Raw genomic sequence first — 16,035 nt, forward strand, 5'->3', positions numbered from 1 at the left:
GCGGGGGTGCGCCTGACCGGTGCAGCAAGGCCCGCGCCCGCCTGCGCGGCGGCTCAGGCGTCGGGCGGAACGCCGAGCAGCGGCAGCGTCCCGCCGACGATGCCGGAGAACACCGGCCCCGCCACCGTGCCGCCGTAGTAGGTGCCGCCCGTGGGCTCGTCGATCATCACCGCGACGATCACGCGCGGATCGCTCATCGGCGCAATGCCCACGAACGACGCCCGGTACTTGTTCGCCGCGTACGAACGCCCGACCTGCTTGCGCGCCGTGCCGGTCTTGCCGCCGACGCGATAGCCCTCGACCGCCGCGGCGCGCCCCGTGCCGTGGTCGCCGATCGCCATTTCGAGCATGTTGCGCACGGCCTTCGCGGTCGCGGGCTTCGTCACCTGCATGGCGTCGCCGCGTGATTCGCCCTGAATCAGCGTGGCCGGATGAAAGCGTCCGTCGCCGGCATAGGCGGTATAGATTTGCGCGATCTGCAGGAGCGAGAGCGAGAGGCCGTAGCCATAGGCCATCGTCGCCTGCTCGATCGGCTTCCAGCGCTCGGGCGAGCGCAGGCGGCCGGTCGCCGCGCCGGGAAATGTCAGCTCGGGCGCGCGGCCGATGCCGTATTCGCGGTACTTGTCCCAGATCGTCTGCGCGGGAAGTTGCAGCGCGAGCTTCGTAAGCGCGACGTTGCTGGACATCTGCACCGCCTCGGCCACGGTGATGACGCCGTGGTTCGATGTGTCGTGGATCACGTTCGGGCCGAGCTTGAACGTGCCTGGCGCCGTGTCGATGCGCGTGTCCGGGCGTACCTTCCCCAGATCGATCGACAATGCGGCGACGAGCGGCTTGATCGTCGAGCCGGGCTCGAAGGTGTCGGTGAGCGCGCGGTTGCGCAACTGCTCGCCGGTGAGACGCGAGCGATCATTCGGATCGAAGCTCGGGTAGTTGGCGAGCGCGAGCACCTCGCCGTTCTTCGCGTCGAGCACGACGACGCTGCCCGCGCGGGCCTTGTGCTTCACGATCGCCGACTTCAGTTGCGAATGCGCGAGCTGCTGGATGCGCCGGTCGATCGTCAGTTGAATGGTCTCGCCGTTCTGCGGCATGGCCGGCTCGCCGATTTGCGAGACCACGCGTCCGAGGCGGTCGCGAATCACCTCGCGCTGGCCCGCTTCGCCCGTCAGGCGAGTATCCGCGGCGAGCTCGACGCCTTCCTGGCCGTGATCCTCGTTATTGGTGAAGCCGACGACGTGCGCCGCCGATTCGCCTTCGGGATAGAAGCGCTTCGTGTCCGGCACGAGCGTGATGCCCGCGCGTCCGATCGTCGCGATCCGCTCGGCGGTCTCGGCTTCGACCTGACGCTTGAGCAGGACGAACGCGCGGTTCGCGTCGATGCGCCGCTGCAAGTCCTTCGGCGGCATGTCGAGCAGGCGCGCGATCTCGTTGCCGTGGTCGCCGTCGAACAACTTGGGCGTCGCCCAGACTTCGTAGGTGGCGAGGCTCACGGCGAGCATCGCCCCGTTCCGATCGACGATGCGCCCGCGCGTCGCCGAAAGCGCCAGCGTGCGCTGGTAGCGCTTCTGGCCTTCGCCGAGATAAAACTTGTGGTCGATGACCTGCACCCACAGCGCGCGCCCGGCGAGCGACAGGAAGGCCGCGGTCATGCCGATCACGACGAGGCGCGAGCGCCATTCGGGCAGCCGGTTCGCGAGCACCGTGCTGCGGTGATGCGTCTGGAAATCGCTGCCGCCGCGCGTCTTGTTCTTGAACATCGTTGTCTTGTGATTAAGCTTGGTTGTGCCGGCCGCAGTGTCCGCGTTTCAGGGCAGACGGGCGAGCGCGGCGTCGAGACCGGCGCTATCCGGCAGACGAATGCCGATCTCGTTTTCGAGCGTACGGCGCAGGTCGGCGACGTTGCCGAGCGCGCGATGATCGCTGCCTTCGCGTTCGTCGTGCACCGAGAGGCGCCGGTTGAGCAGACCGAAGCGCTTGCCCGGCGCGAGACGCGCGGCCAGCAGGTTGTGCAGGAAGATCGACTGCGGGTAAGTGGACACGAAATGGTTGGCCATCTCGTAGTCGACGTCATACTGCGGGTCGAGGTCGAAGCGATAGACGCGCGTCCATGAACCGTTGACGAGCGCCTGCAGAACGAACCCTGAAGGCTCGCCGCCGGCGTCGTCGAGGCGGAAAGCGCCGTGCGGCGTGATCTGCTCGAGGCCCGTCTGGAGTGCGAGCGGTGCGGACAGCGTCATGCCGCCGAAACCGACATCGGTGACGAAGGTGCCTTCGTCGAGATCGACGAGCAGGAGCATGTGCGTGCGCGCCGGCATTTCCGGCGTCTCCCGGCCCCATAGGACGCGGGCCGCGAAGCTGCGGACGCGAAAACCCAGCGTCTGCAGTACGCTGCGAAACAGCAGATTATGCTCGTAGCAGTAACCGCCGCGCCGACTTGCGACGAGTTTGCGCTGGATCGATTCGAGATCGAGCCTGACCGGGCGTCCGATCAGCACGTCGAGGTTTTCGAAAGGAATGGTCTGCGGATGAAGCAGATGCAGCGTGCGCAGCGTGTCGAGCGTCGGCGCCGGCCGTGCGGGTCCGGAAAAGCCGATGCGCTCGAAGTACGCGGCAAGGTCGATTGAATTGTCGTGTGCGTTCATGGGAGTCCAGGCCTCGAGTCGGCTTCGATGTCGCAAGGTCCGCCAGCGCGGGCGCCGAGCGCGCATATTTTACGACACGAAAGCTCATAAATTACAAAAAGCATACGGTTTCGGCGCGCGGGCTTGCGGCGCGACATCGAAATGAACTGTGCCGCATCGATGAAGGTCTTTCCAGGTTCACGCGCAACTGACAAGGGGCGATACGCCATGCCGAAGGAATCGAACGAAGCGAATCAATCGAACGAAGCGAATCCCGCGAACCCGGCGAGCGCGACATGCGCCGGCAAGCAACCTGCGCCGCCATGCACGCTCGTGATTTTCGGAGCCGGCGGCGATCTCACCAAGCGGCTCCTGATGCCGTCGCTCTACAACCTGTCTGCCGACAAGTTACTCGACGACGGCATGGAGATCATCGGGGTGAACCACGGCGAGCGCGAGACGTCCGAATGGCGCGACGAGCTCACGCAGTCGCTGCGCGCCTTCGCCGCCGACAAGGCCGCCACCTTCCACACGTCGCAGTTGAACGAAGCGGCGTGGAACTGGGTCGTCGGACGGCTCGAGTACTTTCCGGGCGAATTCGAGGAAGACGAAACCTTCGCGCGGCTCAAGGCGCGGCTCGCGAAAGCGAAGGCGGGCAACGTCGTGTTCTATCTCGCGGTGGGGGCGCGATTTTTTCAGCCGATCATCGAGCATCTCGGCGCGGCCGGCCTGCTCGAAGAGAAGGATGGCAACTTCAGGCGGCTCGTCATCGAGAAGCCGTTCGGGACCGATCTGGCGTCGGCACGGGCGCTCAACGCCTGCATCCTCAACTATGCGGGCGAGTCGCAGGTGTATCGCATCGACCATTTTCTCGGCAAGGACACGGTGCAGAGCATCCTCGCCGTGCGCTTCGCCAACGCGATGTTCGAACCTGTCTGGCGGCGCGAATACATCGATAACGTGCAGATCACGGCGGCGGAGACGATCGGCGTGGAAGGGCGCGGCAAGTTCTACGAGCAGACGGGCGCGTTTCGCGACATGCTGCCGAACCATCTTTTCCAGTTGCTCGGCATGGTGGCGATGGAGCCGCCCAATTCCTTCGATGCCGAATCCGTGCGTGACCGCAAAGCCGAAGTCTTCGATGCGCTCCGTCCACTCACGGCGAACGATGTCGTGCTCGGCCAGTATGAAGCCGGACCCGCCGGGCCGGGCTACAGGGAAGAGGCGGGCGTCGCGAAGGACAGCCGCACGGAGACCTATGCGGCGGCGCGCGTGTATGTCGAGAACTGGCGCTGGGCGGGCGTGCCGTTCTATCTGCGCACCGGCAAGCGGCTGACCGAGCGGCGCACGGAGATCTCGGTGCAACTGAAAGCCGTGCCGTTCCTGCTGTTTCGCGACACGCCCGTCGATGCGCTCACGCCGAACGTCTTCACGCTGCGCATCGACCCGGCGCACGGCACGACGTTCGACTTCAACGTGAAGGTGCCGGGGCCGGTGATGCAGATCGGCAAGGTGCGCTCGGCCTTCAACTACGCCGATTTCTTCGCGGAGCGGGCGAACGTCGGCTACGAGACGCTGCTCTACGACTGCATGCTCGGCGACGCAACGCTTTTTCAGCGCGCGGACAGCATCGAGACGGCGTGGGCGGCGGTGGATCGCGTGCTGCATCCGGAGAGCCCGCTTGCCGTACACGGTTATGCGGCGGGCAGCGCGGGGCCGGCGGAGTCGGATCAACTGCTGGCGCAGGACGGCCGCACCTGGCGCGCGCTGACCGATACGCGCAAGAAGGACTGAACTCATCCAACCGGAACGCAACCACAAGGACAACGAGCGTGAGCACAGAGTCGAAAACCAAACAGAAAACGCATGTCTCGGCGGACAAACTCGCGATCAAGGCCGAACGCATCCTCGCGATCGATATCGGCGGGACCGGGTTGAAGGCGGCTGTCATCTCCGAGGATGGCGAGATGAAGAGCGACCGCGTGCGCGTGGCGACGCCGCATCCGGCGAAGCCCGACGTGGTCGTCGAAATGCTCATCGAACTGGTCACGCCGATCGTCGCGGAGCCGCCGACGCATATTTCCATCGGCTTTCCGGGCGTCGTGCGCGAAAACGTCGTGCTGACCGCGCCCAATCTCGGCACGCCGGCCTGGCGTGGCGTGCCGCTCGCGCAACTGATTTCCGAGCGCTTGGGCGGCATGCCGGCGCGCATGATCAACGATGCCGAGATGCAGGGGCTCGCGGCGATCGAAGGGCGCGGCATCGAGATGGTGTTGACGCTCGGCACTGGCGCGGGCACCGCGCTCTTTCGCGATGGCGAGCTGATGCCGCATCTCGAGCTCGCGCATCATCCGGTCGCGAAGGACAAGACCTACGACGAGTACATCGGCAACGCGGCGCGCGAGAAGGCGGGCAAGAAACGCTGGAGCCGGCGCGTGGAGAAGATCATCGGCATTCTTGCGACGCTCGTGAACTACGACAAGCTCTGGATCGGCGGCGGCAATGCGGCGCACGTCAGGTTCAAGCTGCCGGAAAACGTGGCGATCGTGTCGAACGCGGCGGGCATCGAAGGCGGCGCGCGGCTGTGGCATCCGCGCTCGGTGCGCGAGACGCGGCAGTTGCCGCACTTCAATCAGCATGAAGGGGCGCACTAATGAACGCTCGAGGCAAATACGGCCTGCACAGCGCGACGGGCGACGGCACCGCGGCCTTCGATACGCTCGCTCGCGCGGAGCTCGTCGTCACCGATTGCGACGGCACGCTGCTCTACACCGACAAGGCGCTCGGCCAGCCCGCCAAGGACGCGGTGCGCCGCCTGCGCGACGCCGGCGTGCGCTTCACGGTGGCCAGCAGCCGGCCGGGCAAAGGCATGCGGCATATCGTGGAGGCGCTCACGGTCGACATGCCTTATGCGTCGTACAACGGCGGCAGTCTGGTCCGGCCGGGCACGTGGGAAGTGCTGTCGTCGCACAAACTGCCGCGAGATGTCGTGCAGACCGCGCTGGAGGCGCTCGCCGCCGCGAATGTCGACGCGTGGGTGTTCATCGACGATGCGTGGTATCTGACGAATCCCGAAGGCACGTATGTGCCGCTCGAAACGCGCACGGTCGGCTACGAGGGCGTGCTTGTCACGCGCTTCGACGATGTCGATCTCGATGCGGTCGACAAGATCGTCGGCTCGACGGCCGATACTGCGCTGCTCGCGCGTGTGGAAAGCGGTCTGCAGCAGCAGCTCGAAGGCCGTGGTCATGCCGCGCGCTCTCAGACCTACTATCTCGACATCACGAGCCTGGAGGCGAACAAGGGCACCGCGGTGCGCGAGCTCGCGCGGTTCGCCGGCGTGCCGCTCGAGCGCGTGGCCGTGCTCGGCGACATGGGCAACGACGTGGCGATGTTCGAGATTGCGGGGGTATCGATCGCGATGGGGCAGGCATCCGACGCCGTGCAGCGTCAGGCGAGCCTGGTCTCGAAGAGCAACGACGAGGACGGCTTCGCGATCGGCATCGGCGCGCTGCTGGCGGCGCGGGGTGCGGCTTGACGTATGGCGGGAAAGGGCATCGACGCGTCGCGCAGCCGGAACGGCCAGGCGCGGGGCATGCGGCCGCGTCGAAGTACAGGATGATCCGCGAGTCGATTCAGGAGCGTGCGCTGCGGATCAGGCCCACGCCGGTTGCGGATGAATCAGATAAGACAGTGAGGCATCAACGACGGCGCATCGGTGCACGCTGGCCGCCGCCGCTTGCGCGCTCGTCCTTGTGACGGAAGTTGATGCGGCCCTTCGTCAGGTCATACACCGACAGTTCCAGCGTCACGCGGTCGCCGGCCAGAATGCGGATGTGGTTCTTGCGCATGCGGCCCGAGGCGTACGCGCCCACGACGACGCCGTTGTCCAGCGTCACGCGATAGCGGCTGTCGGGAAGCACTTCGTCAACGATGCCGTCGAGTTCGATGAGTTCTTCTTTCGCCATATGGGGCTCCTGTGGTCAATAGTAGTGGGTGCTGCCGCGCATCCTGCGAGACGCGCAATCAACGCCGATGAAGTGTCGAGCGCCGCTGCCCTCAGGCGGCGTCGCTACGAAACGTGAGAGGCGATGCAAAGCGTGGCCTGGCACGCCCGGCACGATCAAACGTGCGATCGGAGCGCGCCGCGTCTCTATTCAGGCTCATTGTGAGCTTGACGGCATAGGCCGGAGGACAAGCGAACCGCAGATGCGGCGCGCCGTGGCCGGCATGACCGGGACGGCGACATCGGCAAAAAAGCAAGGCCGACGTGCGGTTTGAAACGAAAAGCGATGAAAATGCGACGTGCGTTCACGTCATGTGCGGTCGATGGGCCGGTTTGCAAGGCCACACCGCATTCTCCCGCAAATCGCTTGATTAGACAACGAAATTCGACCGAAGGTTCCTGAAAGACACTTCTTACAGCCAGCCGGCCTTCTTGAACCGCCAGTAGAGCACGACATCGACGATCAGCATAACGGCGAGACACGTCGGATAACCGTAGACCCAATCGAGTTCCGGAATCGACTTGAAGTTCATGCCGTAGATGCCGGCGATCATCGTCGGCACCGCAAAGAGCGCCGCGAACGAGCCGAGGCGCTTGGTCACTTCGCTTTCCGCGAGCGCGATCAGGCCGAGATTCACCTGAATCGCCGTGACGATCATTTCACGACGCCCCTCAATCGTCTTCACGATGCGCAGCAAGTGGTCGTACACATCGCGGAAGTATTCCTGCATGCCTGAACAGACGCCCGGCGAGCGCCCGCCATACAGTTTGCTGACGGCTTCGAGCAGCGGCGCGGTGTGGTGCTGGAGGATCGTCATGCGGCGCTTCAACGAGTAGAGATCTTCGATGATCTCGCGGGATTCCACCGAACCTTTCTGCTCGAAGATGCGCTCTTCAACTTCGTCGACTTCCGCGCCGAGCGTCTCCAGCACGGGAAAGTATCGGTCAACGACGGCATCGAGCAGCGCGTACATCACGAAGGCCGGACCATGCTTGAGCAGATGCGGCTCGCGCTCGCAGCGCTTCCGAACTTCCTGAAAACCTTGCGTCGTGCGATTGCGCACCGAGAGCACGTAGTTCTTGCCGACGAACACGTTCATCTCGCCGACGAGCACTTCGCCTTCTTCATCGAACTCGACTGTGTGGAATACCGCGAACAGCGAATCGCCGTATTCCTCGATCTTCGGCCGTTGATGCCCGTGCTGCGCATCTTCAACCGCCAGTTCATGCAGGCCGAACTGATGCGTCATGTGCGCGAGCTCGCCGGGACCGGGTTCCTTCAATGCAACCCAAATGAAAGAGTCGGGCAGATCGCGGTATGCATTGATATCGTCGATATGCACATCCGCGAGTTTTCGGCCGTTTTGATAAGCCGCGCAATTGACCAGCATGGGGCGCCCTTATAGTTATTCCGATATCACCGGCCACGCGTCGATGGGCGCTCGAAGTCGCGTGATTCGCGTGGGCGCGAGCGCGTGGCCTTCATCCACCGAATCTTAGCCGGATAGGTGCGCCGTTGCCAACGAGCGCCGGTCGGGCGGCGCCCTTGCCGGCAGTCAGTTCGTCGCGAGGTCGATGCTGTATCCGGGCGGCGCCGGCAGCGTCGGAACATGCGCGGACTGCGAATCGAACTTGGTGAGCTTGCCTTCGACAGTCGCGCCGATATCCATGCGCAACTGCTGATAGTAGATGTTGCCCAGCACCCGCGCATTCGACTGAAGTTCGACGAAATGCGCAACGGTGACATCGCCCGTCACGCAGCCGTTGATGATGACGTCGTAGGCGCTCACATTGCCGCGAATCGCACCCTGGTCGCTCACGACGAGCAGCGTTTCTTCGCCCGGACGGCCGCTCACATTGCCTGTCACCTGGCCGTCCATGCGCAGGCCCTCGCTGAACTCGAGATCGCCCGAGATATGAACGTTGTGCGCGACGAGCGTCGCGAGCTTGGCCATCTTGATTCCGTTGGAATCCTTCTTCGATGAAAACATGTCGAGTCCTTGCGATGCGGTAAGGGGTTGCACGAAGCGAGCGCGTGGAGCGTGGCGCTCAATCGGGTTTGTGCTGTTTCCTGAGGAAAGCGAGGTCGGTTTGCAGCCGCTGAATCTCGGCCGTGCCGTCCTTCACGCGCTGCTCCAGCGCCGTGCGGCTCGCCGCTTCCTGTTCGAGCGCGAGTTGCGCGTGCACGAGCTGATCGCGCAGCGTCTGCTCGGAAGCGGGCGGCGCGCAGAGCGCGTCCAGCTTGTGGGCGTCCTCGTTCGAGCGTTTGAGCGCGAAGCCCGCGGCAGCCAGCGCCGCGATCGCGCACACGGCCGCGATCAGGCCGAGCCAGATGCCCGCGCCACGCTTGGGCGTAAGCGAATAGGACTGGCGAGTCAGTTGCAGCGACAGCCGCTTCGAATCAACTTTGCGCATTCGGCTTGCGCTTGAAGAGCGCGAGGTAGGGAGAAGGATTGATCTGCGCGCCGTCGAGGATCACTTCGAAATGCAGATGCGGGCCCGTGGAGCGTCCGGTCGAGCCGATTTCCGCGATCTCCTGCCCGGGCATCACGTAGTCGCCGGATTTTCACGAGGAGGCGCGACGCATGTCCGTAACGCGTCACCATGCCGTCGCCGTGGCGGATATCGACCGCGTTGCCATAGCCATTGCGCTCTCCAGCCTGCACGACGCGTCCGCCCGCGCTCGCGAGGATGGGCGTGCCGCTCGGGGCCACGAGATCGAGCCCGGGATGAAAGCTCAGGTGCCCGGTGAACGGATCCAGACGATTGCCGTAAGGCGAGCCATTGCGCGTGCCAGGCGCCGGATCGCGGCCGGGAAACGCCATGTACGCGGCATAGCGCGCGAGCGTCTGCGTTTCGAGTTGCGAGACTTCGTCGTTCAAACAATCGATGATGCGCTGCGTGCTCTTCAGGCGCTGCCGCGGCGCGCCGGACCCCGCGCGGCCGGTATCGCACAGGCGCGGCGGCAGCGCCGGCCCACCAGCGCCGTCGAGCGACGAGGCCGGTTCCTCGCTGTCGGGCAGCGGCGGGACCTCGTGCACGCCGGAGGTATTGCTTGCGCCGTGCGCAGCCTTCAGACGCATGTCGAAATCGTGAAGCTCGTTTACTTGCGCGGACAGCCCTTCGACGCGCGGCGCGAGCTCGATCAGCGCGGCATTGAGGCGGCCGAGCGCTTCGATCTCATAGGAGCGGCGCGACATCAGCGCCTGCTCCTCGCCGAGATGGCTGCGGGCGAACATCGTGCCGATCGCGATGCCGAGCGCCAGCGCGGCGATCAGAAGCGTGATGGCGCCGATGATGGCGATGGCGCGCGCCGTGCGCGCCTCGACGAAGCGGATGCGCTGGCGGGACATGGTCCGCCGCGACCAGATGACGAAAGCCATCAGCGCGCGAGGCGGCCCGTACGGCCGGCGGGAGAAAGACTAAGAAAAATCACGGGGATGGAGTGCGCCGCGCTCTCCACGGCAAAACGAAAAGACCGGCGGCGATTATGCCCGACCCTGTGCCCCAGGTGACGTTTCAACAGGATATCGAATCAAAATTACACGAATTCCTTTTGCCAAATTTTGTGATGTTCGGAGGGCGTCGGCGCTTACCACGTTTGATCCGTATGGCCGTCAAAAAGCGTGTTTGATCAGGATGACTTGACGTCCACCCAAGCCATCTGCGTGCCGTCGCCCATCAGGAATGCGCGATTTGCCTCGGCCGCCGCGCGCAGGTAATCCCAGACGGCCGTGATGCGCTTGAGCTTGCGCAGGTCTTCGCGGCAGGACAGATAGAAGGCGCGCGTCACGACGATGTCGTCCGGCAGCACCGGGACGAAGCGCGGATCGGGCGAGGTCATGAAGCACGGCAGGATCGCGAGCGCGCGGCCCTGCAGCGCGGCGAAACATTGGGCGATCGCGCTCGTGCTGCGCCAGCGCGACACCGCGCCCGGCACCGCGCGCTCGAGATACAGCAGTTCGTAGCTGAACGCGAGATCGTCGATATAACTCGCGAAGCGATGATGACGCAGATCGTCGCTCGTGCGGATCGGCTCGTGCGCGTCCAGATACTCGGCGGTCGCGTATAGCTTGAGGCGGTATTCGCAGAGCTTCGTATAGACGTACTGGCCCTGCTCGGGCCGTTCGAGCGTCACGGCGATATCCGCTTCGCGCTTGGAGAGGCTCACGAAATGCGGCACCGGCAAGAGATCGATGGAAATGTTCGGATGCGCGTCCTGAAAGCGCGCGAGCTGCGGCGCGAGAAAAAAGCAGCCGAAACCTTCGGTCGAGCCGACGCGCACATGCCCCGACAGCGCGTGACCCGTATTGGCGATCTGCTCGGTGGCGGACTGCACCGTCGTCTCGATCGAGTCGACGAAGCCGAGCAGCCGCTGGCCCTCGGCCGTCAGAATGAATCCGCCGCTACGCGACTTGTCGAACAGGAGCGTGCCGAGCGCGTCTTCGAGCGCACGCACGCGCCGCGCGACCGTCGTGTAATCGACGCCCAGGCGCTTTGCCGCGCCGCTCGCGCGCTGCGTGCGGGCAACTTCGAGGAAGAAGCGCAGATCGTCCCAGTTGAGCCGGGAGAGGTCGAACTTGGCGGTTTGCATGGCGTCTTTTTGCATATCGATCGGGTGTTTTTATGGTGCCATGATGGACTTTTGCATAACTATACTCAAGGAAACGAGCGTGCAGCAGTGCAGGCCGATTTCTCATAAACGGAGACGACATGCCTATCCCCTCGGCGCCGCAACGGCGTCCCGTCCCCGCGTCTTCGTCCGTCATCCCAACCCGCGTTTGCAACTTTCCAGACAAGGAGTGACTCGTGAATATCGCTGCTGAACATCCGGCGCAGAAGGCGTCCGTCCGTACGGCCAAGCTGCTGATCGACGGCCAGTTCGTCGATTCGAAGACGACGGAATGGCGGGACATCGTCAATCCCGCGACGCAGGACGTGGTGGGCCGCGTGCCCTTCGCGACGATGGACGAAGTGAATGCCGCCGTAGCCGCCGCGCAGAAGGCGTTTCAGACCTGGCGTACGACGCCGCTCGGCGTGCGCATGCGTCTCATGCTGAAGTTTCAGGATCTCGTGCGTCAGAACCAGAAGCGCATTGCGCAGACGCTTACGGCCGAGCAGGGCAAGACGCTGGCCGATGCCGAGGGCGACATCTTCCGCGGCCTCGAAGTCGTCGAACATGCGTGCTCGATCAGCACTTTGCAGCAAGGCGAATTCTCCGAGAACGTCGCGGGCGGCGTCGATACATATACGCTGCGCCAGCCGATCGGCGTCTGCGCGGGCATTACGCCCTTCAACTTCCCCGCGATGATCCCCCTGTGGATGTTCCCGATGGCGATCGTCTGCGGCAACACCTTCGTGCTGAAGCCGTCGGAACAGGATCCGCTTTCGACGATGGAGCTCGTCGAGCTCGCGATCGAAGCCGGCGTGCCGCCGGGCGTGCTCAACGTCGTGCATGGCGGCAAGGAAGTCGTGGATGCGATCTGCACGCATCCCGACATCAAGGCGATCTCGTTCGTCGGTTCGACGGCCGTGGGCACGCATGTGTATAACCTCGCGAGTCAGCACGGCAAGCGCGTCCAGTCGATGATGGGCGCGAAGAATCACGCCGTCGTGCTGCCCGACGCGAACAAGGAGCAGACGCTCAACGCGCTCGCTGGCGCGGGTTTCGGCGCGGCGGGGCAGCGCTGCATGGCGACGTCGGTGGCGGTGTTCGTCGGAGCGTCGAAGGACTGGGTGCCGGAGCTCGTCGAACGCGCGAAGACGCTCAAGGTCAATGCGGGCATCGAACCGAACACGGACGTCGGCCCGGTCGTCTCGAAGGCGGCGAAGGAGCGCGTTCTCGGGCTGATCGGCAAGGGCGTCGAGGAGGGTGCGACGCTCGCGCTCGATGGCCGCGGCATCGACGTGAAGGGCTACGAGAACGGCAACTTCATCGGGCCGACGATTTTCACGAACGTCGATACCGGCATGTCGATCTACAAGACCGAGATCTTCGGCCCGGTGCTGTGCGTGGTCGAGGCCGACACGCTCGATGACGCGATCGCGCTCGTCAATCGCAATCCGATGGGCAACGGCGTCGGGCTCTTCACGCAGAGCGGCGCTGCGGCACGCAAGTTTCAGAGCGAGATCGACATCGGCCAGGTGGGCATCAATATTCCGATTCCGGTGCCGGTCCCGGCGTTCAGCTTCACCGGCTCGCGCGGCTCGAAGCTGGGCGATCTCGGTCCGTACGGCAAGCAGGTCGTGCAGTTCTACACGCAGACGAAGACCGTCACCGCGCGCTGGTTCGACGACGCCACGGTGAACGACGGCGTCAACACGACCATCTCGCTGCGATAAAAGGAGACGGCGATGAAGACAGGTTTTATCGGCCTGGGGCACATGGGTGGCCCGATGGCCGCCAATCTTCTGAAAGCCGGGCACGCGGTGACGGCGTTCGATCTCGTGCCCGCGGCGCTGGACGCGGCGAAGGCGGTGGGCGCAACGCTGGCCGCATCGCCGCGCGCGGCGGCCGAGGGCGCGGAAGTCGTCATCACGATGCTTCCCGCAGCGCAGCATGTGAAGGCGGTGTACTTGAGCGGCGACGGCGTGCTTGCCGGTGTCGCGAGGGGCGTGCCGCTCGTCGACAGCAGCACGATCGATCCGGCCACCGCCAGACTCATCGGTGAAGCGGCGGCGAAGCAGGGCAATCCGTTCGCGGATGCGCCCGTTTCCGGGGGCGTCGTCGGGGCACAGGCGGGGACGCTGACATTCATGGTCGGCGCCGACGAGGCCCTCTTCGAAACGCTTCGTCCCGTCCTTTCCGGCATGGGCAAAAACATGGTGCGTTGCGGCGAAACTGGCACCGGCCAGATCGCGAAGATCTGCAACAACCTGCTGCTCGGGATTTCCATGATCGGCGTCGCGGAGGCGATGAAGCTCGGCGAAACGCTCGGAATCGATCCGACGAAACTCGCGAGCATCGTCAACACATCGACCGGACGTTGCTGGAGTTCGGATACGTGTAATCCCTATCCGGGCATCGTCGAAACGGCGCCCGCGTCGCGCGGGTATTCGGGCGGCTTCGGCGCGGATCTGATGTTGAAGGACCTCGGGCTTGCCGTCGATGCGGCGCGCGCTGCAAGGCAGCCGGTATTCATGGGCGCCCTGGCACAACAGTTGTATCAGTCTATGAGCCAGCAGGGATTAGGCGGACTCGATTTTTCGGGCATCATCAAGCTATACGCCAAGCAACAAAGCGGCCAGTAAGGAATTCAACCAAGTACGAATTCGGCACGCACGCACGTGCCGAATTCGCAGGCTATATAACTGCGTTGTTCAGTTGCACTGCACAATGCGTCGCGTAGCGCCTTACTGGGTGCGATCATCGGGAATACGATGATTCGCTTTCCCGAAAATTGTCCTATTCTGAAAGCACGACGCCCGTCTGCCGTTCGGTTTGAACGCTCCGGTTGCGCCACGGTGCAGGTAGAACGCCCGTCGTTTTCGGGCAATCAGATGAGGAGTACGCGATGCAAGTAACACGTCACTTAAATATGGAATTGCGGCACGCCACGGTGCCGACTTATGTAGCCAGCTATTTCTTCCCGTTGCTGCTATTGGCATACGAAGCTTGGCGAGTGGGGTCTTGGGTGGCGGTGAACGGCTTCAACTTCATGAACTTCAGCTCGATGGGTTACGAGTTCGCGTTGATGATCGCCGTGTTCTGCATGCAGGTTATCGTGGAAATCGCGTTCCTCGCGGGCGCTGTTCTGACGAGGCACAAGGACGTCGGCCACCGGCTGGCGAATCTGTCGCTGGGTCTGTTCTGCTCGCTGGTGGTGCTGGGCTTCGACCTTGCGCTGCAATACGGTCTGAGCGGGAGCTGAACGGTAACGGTTCTCACGCCTGATTCGGAAGACGAAACGCCGGCTGCAAGCAGCCGGCGTTTTATTTTTTGTGCTGCTACTCGCGGATGATCAGCAACCCGCCGCGCCCGGTAGCGCGGGCGGCGTCTCCGAACGCTCTTCATGGCATTTTCGGTTGGCATCTTTCAGCGCGCTGCGCAGGCCTTCTTCTACCACCGGGTGATAGAACGGCAGCGTGAGTGCCTCATCCAGCGTCAGTTCCAGTTGCAGTGCCCAGGCGAGAAGATGCCCCAGATGCTCCATCGCCGGTCCACAGCCTTGCGCGCCGCGCAGCTTGCCGGTCTTCGCATCGGCGTAGACGTGAAGAAGGCCGCGATTCTGCCGCATCACGCGGCTTCTGCCCTGGCTCTCGAACGATGCCTCGCCCGTCACCGTCATCTGCCTGTCGAGCGCCTCATAAGATGCCCCGACGATCGCGACCTGCGGCTCGCTGAACACGATCGAGAAGGGCACCTTGCGCTTGATCGCCTGCACGTCGGGATAGCGCGCGGCGTTGTCTCCGGCGAGCTTGCCTTCGTCGGCGGCGTCGTGGAGCCAGGGGCGCACGCCGTCGCAATCTCCCGCGATGAAGATGGAGCTCGTGCCGCATCGCATCGTGGTTTCGTCGAATAGCGGCACGCCTTTGTCATTCAGTTCGATGCCCGCGTTTTCGAGCGCGAGCGGCTTGAGATTCGGCTTACGGCCCGTCGCGGCGAGCACCAGATCGACGCGCTCGACATGTTCCTCTCCGTCGGGCGACGTGAAGCGCAGCGTCGGCACGCCGTCTTCGAGCGACATCTTGTCGAGCTTCGCGTCGGGATCGAAATAGAACTCGTCGGCGAGCGCGGCGGCGAGCGCATCGCGCACGGGCTTGTCGGTGAGCGCCGCGACGCCGCCGCCCTTGCCGAACATGAAGATGTCGACATCGAGGCGGGCGAGCGCCTGTCCCAGTTCCAGCGCGATCGGTCCCGCGCCGAACACCGCGATGCGTTTCGGCAGCGTACGCAGCTCGAAGAGATCGTCGCTCGTGATGAGCCTGTCTCCGAACACCTTCAACTCGTCGGGCACGCTCGGCGCCGCGCCCGTCGCGATGACGATGCTTTTTGCTTCGACGCGTACGCGGTCGCCGACGACGAGCCGTGTCGGCGCTTCGAAGCGGGCCCCGCCGCGCAGCAGGATGCCGTCGGGCAGCGCGTCGACTTCCTCGAGCACGCTCTTGACGAAGTCATCGCGCTCGCGCCGCACGTAGTCGAGCACGTGCGCGTAGTCCGGTTCGAGCGCGTGCGTGCCTTCGATGCCGCGGGCGGCCAGCGAATGGGCATCGTGCAAACCATTGGCCGCCGCGAGCAGCAGCTTCGACGGCATGCAGCCGACGCGCGCGCAGGTCGTGCCCAGCTCGCCGCTTTCGATCAGCACCGCGTTCACGCCCGCGAGCCGCGCCGCGCGCAACGCGGCCATGCCCGCCGTGCCCGCGCCGATCACGGCGACGTCCACCTTGATGTCCTTCATTCCGCTCCCG

The 16,035-nt window shown here is 64.3% G+C and carries 14 protein-coding genes and 1 pseudogene; 6 read left to right on the forward strand and 9 right to left on the reverse strand.

The window, feature by feature from the left end; all coding sequences use genetic code 11:
• Window positions 1–53: 53 nt before the first annotated feature.
• Both NCR38_RS16670 and NCR38_RS16675 read right to left on the reverse strand, forming a co-directional pair.
• On the reverse strand, window positions 54–1,757 hold the full coding sequence (locus NCR38_RS16670) for a penicillin-binding protein 2 (RefSeq protein ID WP_061115916.1): 1,704 nt from the start codon (window positions 1,755–1,757) through the stop codon (window positions 54–56).
• Between the two features lie 48 nt (window positions 1,758–1,805).
• Window positions 1,806–2,642, reverse strand: a complete 837-nt coding sequence (locus NCR38_RS16675; protein ID WP_061115915.1) for an arylamine N-acetyltransferase — start codon at window positions 2,640–2,642, stop codon at window positions 1,806–1,808.
• Between the two features lie 207 nt (window positions 2,643–2,849).
• On the opposite strand from NCR38_RS16675, the gene zwf reads away from it, so the two are divergent.
• Genes zwf through NCR38_RS16690 form a run of 3 tightly spaced genes read left to right on the forward strand, consistent with a single transcriptional unit; the run spans window position 2,850 to window position 6,159 of the window.
• On the forward strand, window positions 2,850–4,415 hold the full coding sequence (zwf, locus tag NCR38_RS16680) for a glucose-6-phosphate dehydrogenase (RefSeq protein WP_061115914.1): 1,566 nt from the start codon (window positions 2,850–2,852) through the stop codon (window positions 4,413–4,415).
• 38 nt (window positions 4,416–4,453) lie between these two features.
• Window positions 4,454–5,275: an ROK family protein gene (locus NCR38_RS16685; protein WP_061115913.1), complete on the forward strand. Its 822-nt coding sequence runs from the start codon at window positions 4,454–4,456 to the stop codon at window positions 5,273–5,275.
• Window positions 5,275–6,159 (forward strand): Cof-type HAD-IIB family hydrolase, encoded by an 885-nt coding sequence (locus tag NCR38_RS16690; RefSeq protein WP_061115912.1) that lies wholly within the window; start codon window positions 5,275–5,277, stop codon window positions 6,157–6,159. Before NCR38_RS16685 ends, NCR38_RS16690 begins: the two co-directional genes overlap by 1 nt.
• Before the next feature lie 163 nt (window positions 6,160–6,322).
• On the opposite strand, the gene infA is transcribed toward NCR38_RS16690, so the two are convergent.
• The 6 genes and pseudogenes from infA to NCR38_RS16720 form a co-directional block, all read right to left on the reverse strand.
• Window positions 6,323–6,589, reverse strand: coding sequence for a translation initiation factor IF-1 (gene infA, locus NCR38_RS16695; RefSeq protein WP_061115911.1), 267 nt, complete (start codon window positions 6,587–6,589; stop codon window positions 6,323–6,325).
• 451 nt (window positions 6,590–7,040) lie between these two features.
• Window positions 7,041–8,018 (reverse strand): magnesium/cobalt transporter CorA, encoded by a 978-nt coding sequence (corA, locus tag NCR38_RS16700; protein ID WP_061115910.1) that lies wholly within the window; start codon window positions 8,016–8,018, stop codon window positions 7,041–7,043.
• A gap of 165 nt (window positions 8,019–8,183) precedes the next feature.
• A complete protein-coding gene (locus NCR38_RS16705; RefSeq protein WP_061115909.1) occupies window positions 8,184–8,618 on the reverse strand; it encodes a polymer-forming cytoskeletal protein in 435 nt (144 codons plus the stop codon).
• 58 nt (window positions 8,619–8,676) lie between these two features.
• Complete coding sequence (locus tag NCR38_RS16710; protein WP_061115908.1) at window positions 8,677–9,042, reverse strand: hypothetical protein; 366 nt, start codon at window positions 9,040–9,042, stop codon at window positions 8,677–8,679.
• Window positions 9,029–10,010, reverse strand: a pseudogene (locus NCR38_RS16715) (M23 family metallopeptidase). Before NCR38_RS16715 ends, NCR38_RS16710 begins: the two are co-directional and overlap by 14 nt.
• Window positions 10,011–10,261: 251 nt before the next feature.
• Complete coding sequence (locus NCR38_RS16720; protein ID WP_250477404.1) at window positions 10,262–11,221, reverse strand: LysR family transcriptional regulator; 960 nt, start codon at window positions 11,219–11,221, stop codon at window positions 10,262–10,264.
• Between the two features lie 215 nt (window positions 11,222–11,436).
• Here NCR38_RS16720 and NCR38_RS16725 point away from each other — a divergent pair, with 215 nt between their 5' ends.
• From NCR38_RS16725 to NCR38_RS16735, 3 genes are all read left to right on the forward strand, one after another.
• A complete protein-coding gene (locus NCR38_RS16725; protein ID WP_061115906.1) occupies window positions 11,437–12,969 on the forward strand; it encodes a CoA-acylating methylmalonate-semialdehyde dehydrogenase in 1,533 nt (510 codons plus the stop codon).
• 12 nt (window positions 12,970–12,981) lie between these two features.
• Window positions 12,982–13,878: a 3-hydroxyisobutyrate dehydrogenase gene (gene mmsB, locus NCR38_RS16730; protein ID WP_061115905.1), complete on the forward strand. Its 897-nt coding sequence runs from the start codon at window positions 12,982–12,984 to the stop codon at window positions 13,876–13,878.
• 263 nt (window positions 13,879–14,141) lie between these two features.
• A complete protein-coding gene (locus tag NCR38_RS16735) occupies window positions 14,142–14,498 on the forward strand; it encodes a hypothetical protein (protein WP_061115904.1) in 357 nt (118 codons plus the stop codon).
• A 90-nt stretch (window positions 14,499–14,588) separates the two neighbouring features.
• Here the strand turns inward: NCR38_RS16735 and NCR38_RS16740 are convergent, their stop codons facing one another.
• A complete protein-coding gene (locus tag NCR38_RS16740; protein ID WP_061115903.1) occupies window positions 14,589–16,025 on the reverse strand; it encodes a dihydrolipoyl dehydrogenase in 1,437 nt (478 codons plus the stop codon).
• Between the last annotated feature and the right edge of the window lie 10 nt (window positions 16,026–16,035).

The organism is Caballeronia sp. INML1, assembly GCF_023631085.1.
Taxonomy (GTDB): domain Bacteria; phylum Pseudomonadota; class Gammaproteobacteria; order Burkholderiales; family Burkholderiaceae; genus Caballeronia; species Caballeronia turbans.

Coding starts and splice junctions, on each gene's coding strand:
- zwf (WP_061115914.1), top strand. CDS start 2,850: ATGCCGAAGGAATCGAACGAAGCGAATCAATCGAACGAAGCGAATCCC.
- NCR38_RS16705 (WP_061115909.1), bottom strand. CDS start 8,618: ATGTTTTCATCGAAGAAGGATTCCAACGGAATCAAGATGGCCAAGCTC.
- mmsB (WP_061115905.1), top strand. CDS start 12,982: ATGAAGACAGGTTTTATCGGCCTGGGGCACATGGGTGGCCCGATGGCC.
- NCR38_RS16670 (WP_061115916.1), bottom strand. CDS start 1,757: ATGTTCAAGAACAAGACGCGCGGCGGCAGCGATTTCCAGACGCATCAC.
- NCR38_RS16675 (WP_061115915.1), bottom strand. CDS start 2,642: ATGAACGCACACGACAATTCAATCGACCTTGCCGCGTACTTCGAGCGC.
- NCR38_RS16690 (WP_061115912.1), top strand. CDS start 5,275: ATGAACGCTCGAGGCAAATACGGCCTGCACAGCGCGACGGGCGACGGC.
- corA (WP_061115910.1), bottom strand. CDS start 8,018: ATGCTGGTCAATTGCGCGGCTTATCAAAACGGCCGAAAACTCGCGGAT.
- NCR38_RS16735 (WP_061115904.1), top strand. CDS start 14,142: ATGCAAGTAACACGTCACTTAAATATGGAATTGCGGCACGCCACGGTG.
- NCR38_RS16710 (WP_061115908.1), bottom strand. CDS start 9,042: ATGCGCAAAGTTGATTCGAAGCGGCTGTCGCTGCAACTGACTCGCCAG.
- NCR38_RS16740 (WP_061115903.1), bottom strand. CDS start 16,025: ATGAAGGACATCAAGGTGGACGTCGCCGTGATCGGCGCGGGCACGGCG.
- infA (WP_061115911.1), bottom strand. CDS start 6,589: ATGGCGAAAGAAGAACTCATCGAACTCGACGGCATCGTTGACGAAGTG.
- NCR38_RS16720 (WP_250477404.1), bottom strand. CDS start 11,221: ATGCAAACCGCCAAGTTCGACCTCTCCCGGCTCAACTGGGACGATCTG.